Raw genomic sequence first — 15,252 nt, 5'->3', positions numbered from 1 at the left:
CTCCTGACAGCCCCCGCCTCAACCCTCTCGCCGGGGAGCGCCGGGCGCAAGCGAATTCGACGACGCGGCCGGGCGGCGGGGCGCGACCCGCTCGGCCAGGTCGCGCGGCAGGGGCGACGGCCGGTTCAGGATCGACGCCGCCAGATGCTCGCCCAACAGGGGCGCGACGCAGAAGCCGCGCGATCCCAGACCGCCGAGAATATAGAGGCCCTCGTCCAGGGCGCCGGCCAGCGGCAGGCGATCTTGCGTTGTGGCCCGGACGGCGGCCCGGCTGCGCGCCACGCCAGCGCAAGCCGCTCGATCCGCCAGGCCGGGCAGACGCGCCCGCAGGGTTTCCAGGTTGCGCGCGCTGTCGGCGGGGCGGGGCGCGACATCCACCTCGCTGCGATCATGGGTGGCGCCGTACAGGAAGCCTTCGCCGGTGGGGGCGACATAGCCGCCCCAGGCCATGGCCTGAATCGGCGTCGCATCCTCGATCCAGTCCGCCTGGCCGCGCACGGGCGACAGGCGCGGCGCGGCGTCATGATCGACCAGCAGGTCGGCGGCGCCCCAGCCGGCGGCGACCACCACGACATCGACCTGGGCCAGGACGGCGCCGGCGGCGTCCAGCAGGCGCCAGCCCTCCTCGCCGCGCGCGACCCGTGCGACCCTGGCAGCATGAATGTCCGCATCGGCCAGCCAGCCGGACAGGATGGCGTCCGGTCGAACCGTGCAGGCGTCGGCCATCATCAGCCCCCCTGCCCCGACCGCCTCGCCGGCCCTGGCGTCGGCTGTCTCGGCGTCCGGGATCGTCATGGCGCCGGCGGGCCAGATCGGCTGGTTCGCGATCTTTTCGAACCGGCCACGGTCGCGCGGCGTCTGAGGCAGTTGCAGCACCCCGTCGCCGACGATGGCGCCCGGCGTTTGCGCATAGAGCGCGCGCGCCCGCTCCAGCGCCTGGGCGTGGAGGGCCGCGATGCCCCCGTCGCCGGCGTCCAGGCGCGGCGTGACGAGGCCGGCGGGAAAGCCGGAGCCGCCGGCGCCCGGCCGATCGGCCTCGAACACCATGGCCTGCACGCCTTCCGCCCCCAAAGCGCGCACGACGGAGGCGCCGGCGATCCCCGCCCCGATCACGGCGACGCGCGGGCGGGTTTCGGCCTCGACCGGCGTCGGCAGGCGGGCCTCCAGCCGCTCGCGCTTGCGGCCATGGCCGGGGCGTTTGTCGACGACGAAGCCCTGCTCGGCCAGGCCGCGTCGCACAGCGCCGGCGACGGTGAAGGTGGCCAGTCGCGCGCCGGGCGCCGAGCGGGCGGCGATCAGCCCCATCACCTCCGGCGACCACATGCCGGGATTGAGGGCGGGCGAGAAACCGTCCAGGAACCAGGCGTCGGCCGCGCCCGACCATTGCGCCAAGGCCCAGGCCGCGTCGCCTATGGCCAGGTCCAGCACCGCATTGAAGTCCGGCAGGTCGATCCGGTGAAAGCCCGGCGTCGCCGCCGGCCAGGCGCCGATCAGGGCCTGGGCCGCATCCAACAGTTCGGGCCAGTTGGCCAGGGCGCGCGCCGCCTCCTCCGCCGTAAGCGGGAAGCCCTCGAACGAAAAGACGTGCAGTCGTCCGCCTGCGGGGCCGGACCGTCGCCACAGGTCCAGCAGGGCCGCGATGTTCAGCCCGGTGCCGAAGCCCAGTTCCGCGACCCTGAAGGCGGCCCGCCCGGCCCAGGCATCCGGCAGGCCGCAACCGTCCAGGAAAACCGCCCGCGTCTCGGCCAGCCCGTCTTCGCGCGAGAAATAGACATCGCCGAACCGGCCCGAGCGCGGCTCCCCCTCGTCGGTCCAGGTCAGTCGGGGCGAGGCGTCGTTGGGGTGCATGGCTGGGGCTTTAGCATTGTCGACCCCACAACGAAAAAGGGCCGCCTCCATCGGAAGCGGCCCCTTGTGCGGATTAACGTTCCGAGGATCAGTGGCCGGACGGCGCCGGAACCGGCTCCGGCGCGGGCGGCGTGGTCGGGGCCGCGCCCTCGACCGGCGGAGTCGCGGCGGGGGCGGCGGCGGCGTCGTTCTGAATGGCCTGGTTGGCGGCGGCTTCGGCGTCGCGCGCGGCCTGATCGACGGTCACGGCCGCCTCTTCGGCGCTGCCGGCGGCTTCGACCGCGTCGCTGGCGGGCACCTCGGCCTTCTTCTCGTTGGACGAGCCGCAGGCGGCGACGGCCAACAGGGCGGCCGATACGGCGATGAGGGCGGGCATACGCATGGAAGATCTCCGAACGGTTCGCGAGGCGGCGCGCCTCTGATCCCCGACGATAGGGCCGCGCCGCCGGAGGGGGCAAGTCGGGATCGGCGCTGCGGCGATCCGGCTCAGTCGGCGGTGATGCTGTTCAGCGCCTCTTCCATCTCGCCGAACGAGGGCTGGGCGGTGGAGGGGATGTCGCCCCGGCCGATCTCGACCGAGATCTGGGCGGCGTTGCCGTGCAGATGGGCCACCAGCACTGACTGGATGATCTTATAGTAGGCCGCTTCCTCGTTGATGATCGCGGTCAGGCGTGCCGCGAAGGGACCGACCAGGCCATAGGCCAGGAACACCCCCATGAAGGTGCCGACCAGGGCGCCGCCGATCATGCCGCCCAGAACCTCCGGCGGTTCGGTGATCGACCCCATGGTCTTGATGACACCCAGAACGGCCGCGACGATGCCGAGCGCGGGCAGGCCGTCGGCCAGGTTCTGAAGCGCATGGGCGGCCTCCAGATGCTCGTGATGGTGCTTTTCCAGCTGTTTTTCCATCGCATCCTCGACCTGGTGCGGATCCTCCAGGTTCATCGTCATCATCCGCAGGGTGTCGCAGATGAAGTCGACGGCGAAATGGTCCTTCAGCACCTTGGGGTACTTCTGGAAGATCGGGGATTCCTTGGGCTTTTCGATGTGGCTTTCCAGCGCCACGACGCCCTTGGACTTCATCGTCTTGGTCAGCTGGAACAGCAACGACAAGAGGTCCTTGTAGTCCTGCTTCTTCCACTTCGGCCCGGCGAAGGTCTTGCCCAGCCCGCCCATCGAACTCTTGATCACCGGCAGGGAGTTGGAGATCAGGAAGGCGGCGATGCCCGCGCCGCCGATGGCCATCAGCTCGTGCGGGGCGGCGTGCATGATGACTTCGAACTTGCCGCCCGAAATCGCGTAGCTGCCGAAGACGAGGCCAAACAGCAGCACGATGCCGATGATCTGGAACATGGGGAAGGACGATCCTGACGCGAGAGGCCGGGATCATCCCCATTAATCATTAAGACGGCGTTTCGCGAACGGCGTCCGGCGGCCAGGACAGGGCCTCAGAGACGCTGTTCGCCGGCCAGGATCGCCTTGCGCGCCGCGACCGTCAGCTTCTGATAGCCGGTCTTGCCGCCCCGAACGTAGAGCGACGGGCCGGTCTTGTCGGAATCGAAGCCGTCGGCGACCAGATCGGCCTTGCGATATTTGAAGGTGCCGGTCGTCTCGGCCGACTTGATCAGCCGCAGGAAGACGGGCTGGGCGTAGGCCGGCAGCTTGGCCTCGACGTGGTCCGAGAAGGCCTGGGCGTCGAACTTGCCCTCGACCACCAGGGCCGCCATACCCGCCTTGCCGTCCTGGCCCGGCACCGGCACGCCATAGACGATGGCTTCGGTGACGCCTGGCGCATCCATCAGCACCTGTTCGACCTCGGAGGTCGAGACGTTCTCGCCCTTCCAGCGGAAGGTGTCGCCCATCCGGTCCACGAAGTAGAAATAGCCCTCCCCATCCTGTTTCATCAGGTCGCCGGTGCGGAACCAGCGATCGCCCTTCTTGAACACGTCGGTCAGGATCTTCTTCTGCGAGGCGGCCTTGTCGGCATAGCCCGAGAAGTCGTGGCGGATGTCGTTGCCGATCAGGCCGATGGCCTCGCCCACCTCGCCCACGCGCGCCAGGCGGCACAGGCCGTCAGAGCCCCGGATCGGCTGTTCGGTGTCCACGTCGAACTCGACCAGTCGGATGTTGATCTGCGATTTCAGGAAACCGGGCACGCGGCCGATGGCGCCCTGTTTGCCGTCGAAGTTGAACAGCGAGACATTGCCCTCGGTCGAGCCGTAGAACTCCAGGATCTCGGGGATGCGGAACCGCTTCTGGAAATCGGGCCAGACGTCGGCGCGCAGGCCGTTGCCGAAGGCCAGGCGCAGCTTGTGCCGGGTCTCGTCATCGGACGGGGCGCTGTTGACCAGATAGCGGCACAGCTCGCCGATATAGACGAACATGGTCGCTCCCGACGACCGCACGTCGGGCCAGAAGCTGGTGGCCGAGAACTTCTTGCGGATGACCAACCGCGCCCCGTTCAACAGGGCCGCTCCCACCCCGACCAGGCCCCCGGTCGAGTGATACAGCGGCAGGACGTTGAAGATCCGGTCCTCGGGCGTCGAGCGCGTGGCCCCGGCGAAGGCGCGCATATAGGTGCGGGCGCGCGAATGGGGGATGCGCGCGGCCTTGGGCAGGCCCGTCGTGCCGGAGGTGTAGATGTAGAGCGCTGTGTCGCGGTTGGTCATGCCCTCGCGCGCCGCCTTGGACGGCCGCACCGAAGAGGCGCCGCGCACCGGCTTGTCCACCCCGCGCCGGTCGCTGGTCTCCATGTCCTCGGTCAGACCCAGGACCCAGAGCGCCAGATTGTGATCGACCAGAGGCCGCGCCTCTTCGATCTGGCGCCAGCAATCCTCGTCGGCGACCACGTTGAAGGCGTTGGAGATGGCCAGACAATGGGCCAGCCCCTGGCCGTTCAGATTGGTGTTGATCAGGGCCGTGGCGATGCCGACCTTGGAGAAGCCGATCCAGGCCGCCAGATATTCGATCCGGTTGGTCATCATCAGGGCGATGGTGTCGCTGCGGCGCAGACCGCGGTTCTTGGCCCAGTGACCGAAGCGGTTGGCCATGGCGTCCAGGTCGCGATAGGTCAGGGTGCGCTGACCGTCGTCGATGGCGATGTTGTCCGGGTATTTGTCGACGGCTTCCTCGAAGTCGTCGCACAGCAGGACGTCGCTATCCAGCTGGATCGGTTTGATGCGCTTGAGCAGGCGGAGCAGACCCCGCGCGAACCGGACGTCCCGACGGATATTGGCTACAAAACCCATGTGCGCCGTATCTCCGGTCAATGCGTGTTCCACCCCGCCGGTGATGGACGAAGGCGGGCTGTCGGGTCAACCGCGCCGACCGCGATCCCTGGCGGGTCAGGAGGATTGGCGACAGCCGTGACCCATTTGTTCTGTTGACGCGGGGGAAATCCAGAGCCGGCGGGTGCTTTTTATTGCCGCATTCCGGGTGATCCGACCGCAAAAGGCGCGATCAGCGCCCCATTCCAGGCGAAAACGGTGTTTCTTCGGGGCTTTTGCGCCGTTCGCGGAACGACGGTGCAAGACGACGGGTTGGTTGACCGACGTTATGGAGGACCAGAACGATGTCGATGACATATGCTGACGCCAATACCGAAACCCGCGCCGAAGACGCCTTCGTGCCGCGTTACGCCCGCCCGACCAAGTCCAAGAAGTCGGTCAAGACCTGGATGATCCTGGCCCCCATCGGCGCCGTGGTGCTGCTGGGCAGCGGGGTCGCGATGGTGATGGGCGGCGGCGAACAGGCCGCGCCGGCTCAGTCCACGGAAGCGGCGGCTCCCGCCATCCAGACCGCGCCTGCCGCGATGACCGCCGTCGAAACGCCCGTGACGCCGGCCGCGCCTATGCAGACCGTTCAGGCTCCGGCCGCCGCGCCGACGCCGGCTACGCCCGCCCCGGTCGCCCGTCGCGCCGCGCCGGTGGCGGAACGCCCGGCCGCCGCGCCCCGCGTCGAGGCCCCTGCGACGCCCACGGGTCCGCAACCCTATGCGGCGGCGACGTCGCCGGTGGCCAGCACGGGCCAGTTGAACACGGCTCCGACGACAGCGCCCACGTCGGCTCCGGCCCACCCCCCCGCGCCGACGATCACGGTCAACCGCTGAACTGATCGTCGTCGCCTGAAGAAAAGCCCCGGTTTCGGCCGGGGCTTTTTTGCGATCTGGCTCAGCGTGCCGGTTGCTCTGGAAACTCCAGCCGGCTGACGTCGTAACCCAGGGCGCGCGCCCGGTCGGTCAGACTGCGAACCTGGGCCTGGGTCGGCAGTTCGCGCGTATAGATGAACAGTCGCTCGAACGTCGGATCGGCCGAGATGAACCAGCTGTAGTCGTCCGCACGGTCCAGCACCCAGTAATCCCAGGTCACGAACCCGGCCAGATATCTGACCCTGAGCTTCGCGTTCGTGCCGGGGTCCAGGATTTCGCCCCGGCCGCCGATGGCCTTTTCCTTGCCCTGCGGCGTGCCGACCTGACAGGTGTCGCGCACGTCGATGCGCGTGCCCTCCATCGGCGTATAGATGGACGCCCCCGCCACGCAGCCGTCGGTCAGCCGATCCGGCAGGCGCGCGATTTCGTGCCAGCGCCCGGACCACAGGCGCTGCACATCCACCGGCTTGGCGGGCTGGGGCGCAAGGTATTCGGAAGGGGACGGCGCTGTGACGCAACCGGCCAAGGCGACAGCGGCGACGGCCGACGCCATCAGGGATTTCAGGCTGGACATGTGCGTTTCCGTTTGAAGCGACAAGTCGCTTTCGGCGACCGTGGTTCCGTTACGTCCGGGCGCCGGGATCGGATGCTGCGGGCCGAAAATCTCACAGCGGACGACAGTAACCCTCGCTTGTCCCTAGGCGCGCATTGGCGTTGTCACATGGCGTTCGACGGAGACGCCTCGGTGAATATCGCCACCCTGACCAGAAACAGCCTCGCCCCGCCGCCTGCGCGCCTGACCCATCTTCAGCGTCTGGAGGCCGAGAGCATCCACATCCTGCGCGAGGTGGCGGCCGAGGCCGAGCGTCCGGTCATGCTGTATTCGATAGGCAAGGATTCGGCGGTGATGCTGCATCTGGCGAAAAAGGCCTTCTATCCGTCACGTCCGCCCTTCCCCCTGCTGCACGTCGATACGACGTGGAAGTTCCGCGCCATGTACGCGATGCGCGAACGGGCGGCGGCCGACCTGGGCGTCGAACTGCTGGTCCACCAGAACCCTGAAGCGGTCGCGCGCGGGATCAATCCGTTCGATCACGGCTCGGCCCTGCACACCGATCTGTGGAAGACCGAGGGGCTGAAACAGGCCCTGTCCCGGCACGGTTTCGACGCGGCCTTTGGCGGCGCGCGGCGGGACGAGGAGAAGTCGCGGGCCAAGGAGCGGGTCTTCTCGTTCCGCACCGCCGAGCATCGCTGGGATCCGAAGAACCAGCGGCCGGAACTCTGGCGGCTCTACAATACGCGCAAACGGCCGGGCGAGAGCATCCGCGTCTTTCCCATCTCCAACTGGACCGAACTGGATGTCTGGCAATACATCCACCTGGAGCGCATCCCCATCGTGCCCCTCTACCTCGCCGCCGAGCGGCCGGTGGTCGAGCGGGACGGCGCCCTGATCATGGTCGATGACGACCGCTTCCGCCTGCGGCCCGGCGAGACGCCGCAGATGAAGTCGGTCCGGTTCCGCACCCTGGGTTGCTACCCCCTGACCGGGGCGGTCGAGAGCACGGCGGCGACCCTGCCCCAGGTCATTCAGGAAATGCTGCTGACCACCACCTCGGAGCGTCAGGGCCGGATGATCGACCACGACCAGTCCGCCTCGATGGAGAAGAAGAAGCAGGAGGGCTATTTCTGATGGCGCACCAGTCCGACCTGATCGCCCGCGACATCGACGCCTATCTGGACGCCCACCAGCACAAGAGCCTGCTGCGCTTCATCACCTGCGGCAGCGTGGACGACGGCAAGTCCACCCTGATCGGGCGGCTGCTCTACGATTCCAAGATGATCTTCGAGGATCAGATCGCGGCGCTGGAAGCGGACAGCCGCCGCCTCGGCACCCAAGGAGGCGACATCGATTTCGCCCTGCTGGTCGACGGTCTGGCGGCCGAACGCGAACAGGGCATCACCATCGACGTGGCCTATCGCTTCTTCTCGACCGAGACCCGCAAATTCATCGTCGCCGATACGCCGGGGCATGAGCAGTACACCCGCAACATGGTCACCGGCGCCTCGACCGCCGACGCCGCCGTCATCCTGATCGACGCCCGGCGCGGGGTGCTGACCCAGACGCGGCGACACGCCTATCTGGTCAGCCTCTTGGGCATCCGCCACGTTATCCTGGCGGTCAACAAGATGGACCTGATGGGCTGGTCCCAGGAGGTGTTCGACGCCATCGTTTCCGACTTTTCCGCCTTCGCCGCCCAGATCGGGCTGAAGACCTTCGACGCCATTCCGATGTCGGCCCTGCGCGGCGACAACATCACCGAACCCAGCCCCCGGTCGCCCTGGTACGCCGGGCCGCCGTTGATGCGTCTGCTGGAGACGCTGGAGGTCGGCGACGATCTTCAGGCCGATCCGTTCCGCCTGCCGGTGCAATGGGTCAACCGGCCCAATCTCGACTTCCGCGGCTTCTCCGGCCAGATCGCGGCGGGGACCGTGCGGCCGGGCGATGCGGTGCGTGTTCTGCCGTCGGGCAGGACCTCGACCGTCGCCCGCATCGTCACCGCCGACGGGGATCTGGACAGGGCCGTCGCCGGCCAGTCGATCACCCTGACTCTGACCGATGAGATCGACGTGTCGCGGGGCGACGTCCTGGCCAGCGCAGACGCCCCGCCCGAGGCCGCCGATCAGTTCGAGGCGACGGTGGTCTGGATGGACGACGAGCCCCTGCTGCCGGGTCGGCCCTATCTGCTGAAGATCGGCGCAAAGCTGGTGGGCGCGACCATCACCGAGCCCAAGCACAAGGTGAACGTCAACACCCTGGAGCAGCAGCCGGCAAAGCGCCTTGAGCTGAACGAGATCGGCGTCTGCAACCTGTCGCTGGATGCCCCCGTCGCCTTCGCCCCCTATGCCCAAAACAAGGATCTGGGCGGCTTCATCCTGATCGACCGGATCTCGAACCGGACGGTCGGCGCGGGCCTGCTGCACTTCGCCCTGCGCCGCGCCCACAACATCCACTGGCAGGCCCTGTCGGTGGACAAGGCCGCGCGCGCGGCGATCAAGAACCAGAAGGGCCGCGTCATCTGGCTGACCGGCCTGTCCGGCGCGGGCAAGTCGACCATCGCCGATCTGGTCGAAAGGCGGCTGCACGCCGACGGCCGCCACACCTATCTTCTCGACGGCGACAATGTCCGCCATGGCCTGAACCGCGACCTGGGCTTCACCGAGGAGGATCGGGTCGAGAACATCCGCCGCGTCGCGGAGGTGTCCAAACTGATGGTGGACGCCGGCCTGATCGTCCTGGTCAGCTTCATCTCCCCCTTCCGCGCCGAACGCCGCATGGCGCGCGACCTGCTGGGCGAAGACGAGTTCGTGGAGGTCCATGTCGACACCCCCCTGGCGGTCGCCGAGGCCCGCGACGTCAAGGGGCTCTACAGGAAGGCGCGCGCGGGCCAGTTGAAGAACTTCACCGGCATCGACAGCCCCTATGAAGCGCCCGAGACGCCCGAGATCGTGGTGGACACCACCACCATGTCGCCCGAGCAGGCGGCCGAGCGCATCGTGGCCTGGCTGGACGGCCGGTTCTGGAACGAGGATTTCAGCATCTGACTTGAAATCCGGCTGCACGCACCGCACGGGAACCTTGACTGTTTCCGACGCGCTGTAGAGGCCGATGACCCTGCCGATCCAAAAACTGGACCTGTCCGCCATCGAGCAGTCGCAGATCGCCCGCATCGCCGGGACGAACCTGACGCTGGGCGGACTGGTCAGCGCGGGCGTCATCGTTGTGGTCGCCTTCGCCGCCCACTGGCTGGTGACACGATCCTTGCGCCGGGTGCGCGAGCGGGCGGACCGCAGCCGCCAGGCCGTCTATCTGCTGGAGCGGCTGGCCGGCTACGGCATCATCGTGATCGGGGCGATGGCGGCCCTGTCGGCGGCGGGGCTGAACCTGTCGTCCCTGGCGGTCTTCGCCGGCGCCCTGGGCATCGGCGTGGGTCTGGGCCTGCAGGGGGTGGTCAAGGAGTTCGTATCGGGCCTGTTCCTGATCTTCGACCGGATGGTGTCGGTCGGCGACTATATCGAGATCGAGGACATCGGCATTCGCGGCGCCATCATGGAGATCGGCCCGCGCGCGACCCGCGTCCGCACCAACGACAACGTCAATGTCCTGGTGCCCAACTCGCGCTTCATCGAACAGCCGGTGACCAACTGGACGCTGAAGGGCGACACCCGCCGCATCCATGTGCCCTTCACCGTCGCCTATGGCTCTGACCGGGGCCAGGTCCGCGACGCCGTGCTGAAGGCCGCCCGCGCCAGCCCCTTCACCCTGCCGGAAACCGAGGCGCGCAAGAGTCAGGTCTGGCTGGTGGCGTTCGGCGAGCGGGGCCTGTCGTTCGAACTGGTGGTCTGGCCCACGCGCGATGCGGTCAAACGCCCCGCCGCCATGCACGCGGCCTATACCTGGCTGATCGCCGACGCGCTGGATGAGGCGGGCGTGGAGGTGCCGGTGCCGCAGACGGACCTGCGCCTGCGCCGCGCCTTCGGCCTGGAGGGCGACGAGGCTCTGAAGCGTCTGGGCCATGGCGACGGCGCCCCGCCCCCGCCAACCGGCCCCCAGCGCAGCGCCCGGACCGCCAACGACGCCGCCGACGACGTCATGGCGGACGACGAGGCGGAGGCGACCGAGCCGGCCGCCCCCTCTGCGCTGCGTCAGGCGGACTGAGCCGCCTTCGCCTTCAACCGCCAGGCGTGCAGCAGCGGCTCGGTATAGCCGTTCGGCTGTTCCACCCCCTCGAACACCAGCGCCCGCGCCGCCTGATAGGCCAGGCTGGTCTCGGGGTTCGTCGCCATCGGCCGATACAGCGGATCGCCCGCGTTCTGGCCGTCCACCTTGGCCGCCATGCGCAGGAAGGCGGCGTCCACCTGTTCCGCCGTGCAGACCCCGTGCAGCAGCCAGTTGGCGATATGCTGAGAACTGATCCGCAGAGTCGCCCGGTCCTCCATCAGGCCGATGTCGTGGATATCCGGCACCTTGGAGCAGCCGACGCCCTGATCGATCCAGCGCACCACATAGCCCAGAATGCCCTGGGCGTTGTTGTCCAGTTCGGCCGCCACCTCGTCTTCGGGCCAGTTGACGCCATTGGCCAGGGGCGGGGTCAAGAGGGCCTCCAGACCCGGCGTCTCGCGCCGCGCGACATCCTTCTGAACCGCGAACACATCCACCGCATGATAGTGCAGCGCATGCAGGGTCGCCGCCGTCGGCGACGGGGTCCAGGCGGTGTTGGCGCCCGTCCTCGGATGACCGATCTTCTGCTCCAGCATGTCGGCCATGCGGTCCGGCGCCGCCCACATGCCCTTGCCGATCTGGGCCTTGCCCGAAAGGCCGCACTTCAGACCGATGGCGACGTTCCGGGCCTCATAGGCCGCGATCCAGGCGCTGGACTTGATATCGGCCTTTCGCACCACCGGCCCGGCCTGCATGGATGTGTGGATCTCGTCGCCCGTGCGGTCCAAAAAGCCGGTGTTGATGAAGACGATCCGGTCCTTCACGGCATGGATGCAGGCCGCCAGATTGGCCGAGGTCCGGCGTTCCTCGTCCATCACCCCGACCTTGATCGCATGACGCGGCAGGGCCAGCAGGTCCTCGACCGCGTCGAACAGCCGGTCGGTGAAGGCGGCCTCGTCCGGTCCGTGCATCTTGGGTTTGACGATATAGACAGAGCCGGTGGCGCTGTTGCCGAACCCACCCAGCCCCTTGATGTCATAGAGGGCGATCAGGCTGGTGACGATGGCGTCCATGATCCCCTCGGGCGCCTCTGACCCGTCCGCCAGACGAATGGCCGGCGTGGTCATCAGATGGCCGACGTTGCGCACGAACAGCAGGCTGCGCCCCTTCAGCGTCACCGAGGATCCGTCCGGCGCGGTCCATTGCCGATCCGGCTCCAGCGCGCGGGTCAGGGTCTCGCCGCCCTTCCTGAACGTCGCGGACAGGTCGCCGCGCATCAGGCCCAGCCAGTTGCGATAGGCCTCGGCCTTGTCCGCCGCATCGACGGCGGCGACCGAATCCTCCAGATCGACAATGGTGGTCAGGGCCGATTCCAGCACCACGTCCGCCAGTCCCGCCGCATCGCCTCGCCCGACCGGATGGTCGCGGTCGATGACCAGTTCGATATGCAGGCCGTTGTGGACCAACAGGATCGAGGACGGGACCGCCGCCTCTCCCCGGAACCCGACGAACTGAGCCGCATCCTTCAGCGCCGGCGACAGGGCGCCATCGACCACCGACCAGCCGGCGACATCGGCGTGCGAACCCTCCGCCAGCGGCGCCGCCTCGTCCAGAAACGCCTTGGCCCGCGCCACGACCCGCGCGCCGCGCGCCGCATCGTATCCGCCCCCTTGCGGCAGGTCGCCTAAGGCGTCGGTGCCGTACAGGGCGTCATACAGGCTGCCCCACCGCGCATTGGCGGCGTTCAGCAGGAAGCGGGCGTTCAGAACCGGCACCACCAGCTGCGGCCCGGCCATCTGCGCGATCTCGGCGTCCACCCCGTCGGTCGTGATCGTGAAGGGCCGCGGCTCCTCGACCAGATAGCCGATCTCGCGCAAGAAGGCCTCGGACGCCGCGACATCGTAGGGCTGGCCCCGCCGCGTCCTGTTCCAATCGTCGATCTCGCCCTGCAGGGCGTCGCGCCGGCTCAGCAGCGCGCGGTTCTCCGGGGCGAATCGTTCGAAGATCGCGGCCGCCCCCGACCAGAAGGCCGCCGCATCGAGCCCCAACCCCGGCAGCACCTGCCCTTCGATCAGAGCGATCAGTTCGCCCGCGACGCTCAACCCGGCGCGATCTTCATGGGTGGTCATGACGGCGGCTCCTTGCGGCCGGCGCCAGGGCTTGGGCCGACCTGTAACAATGCGTGATGAGGTAAGCGGAGCCCGCCCGCCTGCGCAAGGGTCACGTCGCGTCATCGCCGTCGCTTTTCGTCCAAGGCGGGGCGCGGCTGGTCAGAAACGCTTAACCGCGTCCGTGAACGAGACCGCAAGCGGCGGCGCCTATTGTGGGCTTACGGACGACATCGCGTCCGGCCCGGTCGAGCGTGTTTCCGATGCTGTTTCTTCTGAACGATGTGGTGTTCGACCTGGACGAGGCCTGCCCGGTCACGCCCGCCGACACGCGCCGGTTCGAGAAGCTGTCCTTCGACTATGTGCTGGAGCTGGGCTGCGAACTGTTCGCCGAGGATCCGATGCTTCACCGCAACGACCCTCAGCGCGCGCGTCGCCTGGCCTGGCTGATCGCCGAGCGCAGCCCGGACGTGAACGCCGCCCTGTTCGCCGCCCCGGCGGTGGCCTGCGATCCCGACCTGGTCGAGCCGCGTTTCTGCGCCCTGCCCGACATCGTCATGCATCAGCTCCAGGCCAAGGGCCGTCGCCTGAACGCCGTCGCCGCCGACCGCGCCGTCTGGAACCGCATGGCCGCCTGAGGTCGGGCGGTTGCTTTCCCAGGTTGCCAGAAATCTCGGGTTGTGGCTGGTTCACCCTCGACAGGGGAACCACATGATCAAATCCTTCAAGCCTTTCGCCGTTGTGGCGGTTCTGGCGTCTGCGGTATCCACTACGACACCGGCCCGCGCCGAGTGGTTGAAGGCCGAGAGCGAACACTTTGTGGTCTATGGCGACACGAGCGAAGGCGCGATCCGCAACTACACCCGCAAGGTCGAGCGATTCGACAGCATCATTCGCGTCTTCTTCCCCGTTCAATCGGACGTCGATGTGCCGCCGCTCGCCATCTATTTGGTCGACGGCCGTTCCGATATGCGCAAGGTCTGGCCCGACATTCCAGAGAATGTCGGCGGCTTCTATACCCCCGGAAACGAACGGATTTTCGCCGTCACGGGCGGGCGTGGCTCGGACAACGACCACACCCTGTTCCACGAATACGCGCACCATTTCATGCGCCAGTATCTGCCCGGCGCCTATCCGGGCTGGTTTGTGGAAGGGTTCGCGGAATTCTTCGCGACAGCCGACGTGACCGTCGGTCGGATGAAGGTCGGTCTGCCCAATCAAGGACGGATGTATTCCTTGCAGGGCGGGCTGAACAGCTGGATGCCGATGGAGACCCTGCTGCGCACCCGTCCGATGGAGGTCAAAGGCCGTGGCCACGCCTACTATGCCCAGGCCTGGGCCTTGACGGCCTATTTCATGAGCACGCCCGAAAGGCGCGCGATGCTGGGTCGGTATCTGTCCAGCGTCATGAATGGAGAGGATCGCGTGGCGTCCATGACGACCGCGACCGGACGGACGCCGAACCAGCTGCAGTCCGACGTCCACAGCTATCTGGAACGCATGACGTACCAGTGGCAGAATCGCGAATTCGAGCCTGCGGAGGTCAAGGTTAGTCGGCTGCCCGCCTCGGCTCGTGATCTCATGTGGCTGGATCTGCGCCTGGCCCGATACGTTCCGGAAGATCGCCGCGCCGAAAATCTAGCCGAAGCACAGCGCGCTTACGACCGATACCCCGGCGATCCCTTGGCGGCGCGCGTCTTGGCCCAGGCGCATATGGACATGCAGCAGGACAAGGACGCCGTGCGTGTTCTCGACAGCCATCTGGCCCAGAATCCCGAGGATGCTCTGGCGCTGCGGCTCAAGGCGGTCGCCTTGATGAATGTCGGCGACGAAGAGGCTGACCAGCGTTCATCGCTGTATCAGCAGGCGCAAACGGCTCTGGCGGCGGCCTATCGCCTCGACGCCACCGACTATCGGACATATATGGCCATGGCTCGAAATCGGCGGGGCCAGCCGGATTATCCCACCGAGAACGACCTTCAGGTGCTTTTGCTCGGATCGGAGCTTGCGCCGCAGGTACAGCAACTGCGTTTCGAGGCAGGCGCGGCTCTGATGGCCCATGCCAGATACGTGGAAGCGATCAGCTATCTGGCGCCGCTCGCCAATGACCCACATGGCGGCAAGGAGTTGGACGAGGTTCGACGCATCCTCAACGAGGCGCGCGCAAAGGCTGGCCTTGCTTCGGCAGGCGACGAAGCGCCTTCAGCGGACGAGGGCAGCGACGAGGCGACGCCGACCGCCTCTTGACGCTTTAGCCTGCGCTCACATCACCGCGTTGAAGACGACATGGACGATCGTCGCCACGGCGACGATGAAGCCGAAGCCGACCGCAAGACCCACGGCCGGATGCAGCGGTCTGTTGGCGGTCGGACGCTCGCTCACCAGGTGGGCGATACGGTCTTGAGGATGGATCACAGCCATCATTCGTT

General features: G+C 67.6%; 13 protein-coding genes. 6 read left to right on the top strand and 7 right to left on the bottom strand.

Going from position 1 to position 15,252, the window contains the following annotated elements; all coding sequences use genetic code 11:
- Positions 1 to 18: 18 nt before the first annotated feature.
- From mnmC to B3Z70_RS07490, 4 genes are all read right to left on the bottom strand, one after another.
- Entirely contained in the window at positions 19 to 1,848 is a 1,830-nt protein-coding gene (gene mnmC, locus B3Z70_RS07505; protein ID WP_292045268.1) for an FAD-dependent 5-carboxymethylaminomethyl-2-thiouridine(34) oxidoreductase MnmC, read from the bottom strand.
- An 88-nt stretch (positions 1,849 to 1,936) separates the two neighbouring features.
- Positions 1,937 to 2,230 carry a hypothetical protein gene (locus tag B3Z70_RS07500; RefSeq protein ID WP_292045266.1) on the bottom strand — a complete coding sequence of 98 codons (294 nt, stop codon included), beginning with the start codon at positions 2,228 to 2,230 and terminating at the stop codon, positions 1,937 to 1,939.
- A 104-nt stretch (positions 2,231 to 2,334) separates the two neighbouring features.
- Entirely contained in the window at positions 2,335 to 3,201 is an 867-nt protein-coding gene (gene motA, locus B3Z70_RS07495) for a flagellar motor stator protein MotA (protein ID WP_292019401.1), read from the bottom strand.
- 95 nt (positions 3,202 to 3,296) lie between these two features.
- Positions 3,297 to 5,096 carry a long-chain-acyl-CoA synthetase gene (locus tag B3Z70_RS07490; protein ID WP_292019403.1) on the bottom strand — a complete coding sequence of 600 codons (1,800 nt, stop codon included), beginning with the start codon at positions 5,094 to 5,096 and terminating at the stop codon, positions 3,297 to 3,299.
- A gap of 323 nt (positions 5,097 to 5,419) precedes the next feature.
- Between B3Z70_RS07490 and B3Z70_RS07485 the strand changes: the two genes are divergently transcribed.
- Positions 5,420 to 5,956 carry a hypothetical protein gene (locus B3Z70_RS07485; RefSeq protein WP_292045264.1) on the top strand — a complete coding sequence of 179 codons (537 nt, stop codon included), beginning with the start codon at positions 5,420 to 5,422 and terminating at the stop codon, positions 5,954 to 5,956.
- A gap of 61 nt (positions 5,957 to 6,017) precedes the next feature.
- On the opposite strand, the gene B3Z70_RS07480 is transcribed toward B3Z70_RS07485, so the two are convergent.
- Positions 6,018 to 6,569, bottom strand: a complete 552-nt coding sequence (locus B3Z70_RS07480) for a lipocalin family protein (RefSeq protein WP_292024639.1) — start codon at positions 6,567 to 6,569, stop codon at positions 6,018 to 6,020.
- A 147-nt stretch (positions 6,570 to 6,716) separates the two neighbouring features.
- Here B3Z70_RS07480 and cysD point away from each other — a divergent pair, with 147 nt between their 5' ends.
- From cysD to B3Z70_RS07465, 3 genes are all read left to right on the top strand, one after another.
- Complete coding sequence (cysD, locus tag B3Z70_RS07475; protein ID WP_292024641.1) at positions 6,717 to 7,685, top strand: sulfate adenylyltransferase subunit CysD; 969 nt, start codon at positions 6,717 to 6,719, stop codon at positions 7,683 to 7,685.
- Positions 7,685 to 9,598 carry a sulfate adenylyltransferase subunit CysN gene (gene cysN, locus B3Z70_RS07470; protein ID WP_292024643.1) on the top strand — a complete coding sequence of 638 codons (1,914 nt, stop codon included), beginning with the start codon at positions 7,685 to 7,687 and terminating at the stop codon, positions 9,596 to 9,598. The genes cysD and cysN overlap by 1 nt, the downstream gene beginning before the upstream one ends.
- Positions 9,599 to 9,662: 64 nt before the next feature.
- Positions 9,663 to 10,712, top strand: a complete 1,050-nt coding sequence (locus tag B3Z70_RS07465) for a mechanosensitive ion channel family protein (protein ID WP_292045262.1) — start codon at positions 9,663 to 9,665, stop codon at positions 10,710 to 10,712.
- Here the strand turns inward: B3Z70_RS07465 and B3Z70_RS07460 are convergent.
- A complete protein-coding gene (locus tag B3Z70_RS07460; protein WP_292022689.1) occupies positions 10,700 to 12,844 on the bottom strand; it encodes a malate synthase G in 2,145 nt (714 codons plus the stop codon). The genes B3Z70_RS07465 and B3Z70_RS07460 overlap by 13 nt on opposite strands.
- Before the next feature lie 242 nt (positions 12,845 to 13,086).
- Here B3Z70_RS07460 and B3Z70_RS07455 point away from each other — a divergent pair, with 242 nt between their 5' ends.
- A complete protein-coding gene (locus tag B3Z70_RS07455) occupies positions 13,087 to 13,461 on the top strand; it encodes a hypothetical protein (protein ID WP_292022691.1) in 375 nt (124 codons plus the stop codon).
- 73 nt (positions 13,462 to 13,534) lie between these two features.
- Positions 13,535 to 15,070, top strand: coding sequence for a tetratricopeptide repeat protein (locus B3Z70_RS07450; RefSeq protein WP_292022693.1), 1,536 nt, complete (start codon positions 13,535 to 13,537; stop codon positions 15,068 to 15,070).
- 15 nt (positions 15,071 to 15,085) lie between these two features.
- Here B3Z70_RS07450 and B3Z70_RS07445 read toward each other — a convergent pair whose 3' ends face one another.
- A complete protein-coding gene (locus B3Z70_RS07445) occupies positions 15,086 to 15,247 on the bottom strand; it encodes a hypothetical protein (RefSeq protein WP_292022694.1) in 162 nt (53 codons plus the stop codon).
- Positions 15,248 to 15,252: the final 5 nt, after the last annotated feature.

The sequence above is a fragment of the Brevundimonas sp. UBA6550 genome (assembly GCF_002434505.1).
Taxonomy (GTDB): Bacteria; Pseudomonadota; Alphaproteobacteria; order Caulobacterales; family Caulobacteraceae; genus Brevundimonas.
Note: the sequence above shows the minus strand (reverse complement) of the source record. Positions and strands in the feature narration are given on the sequence as shown.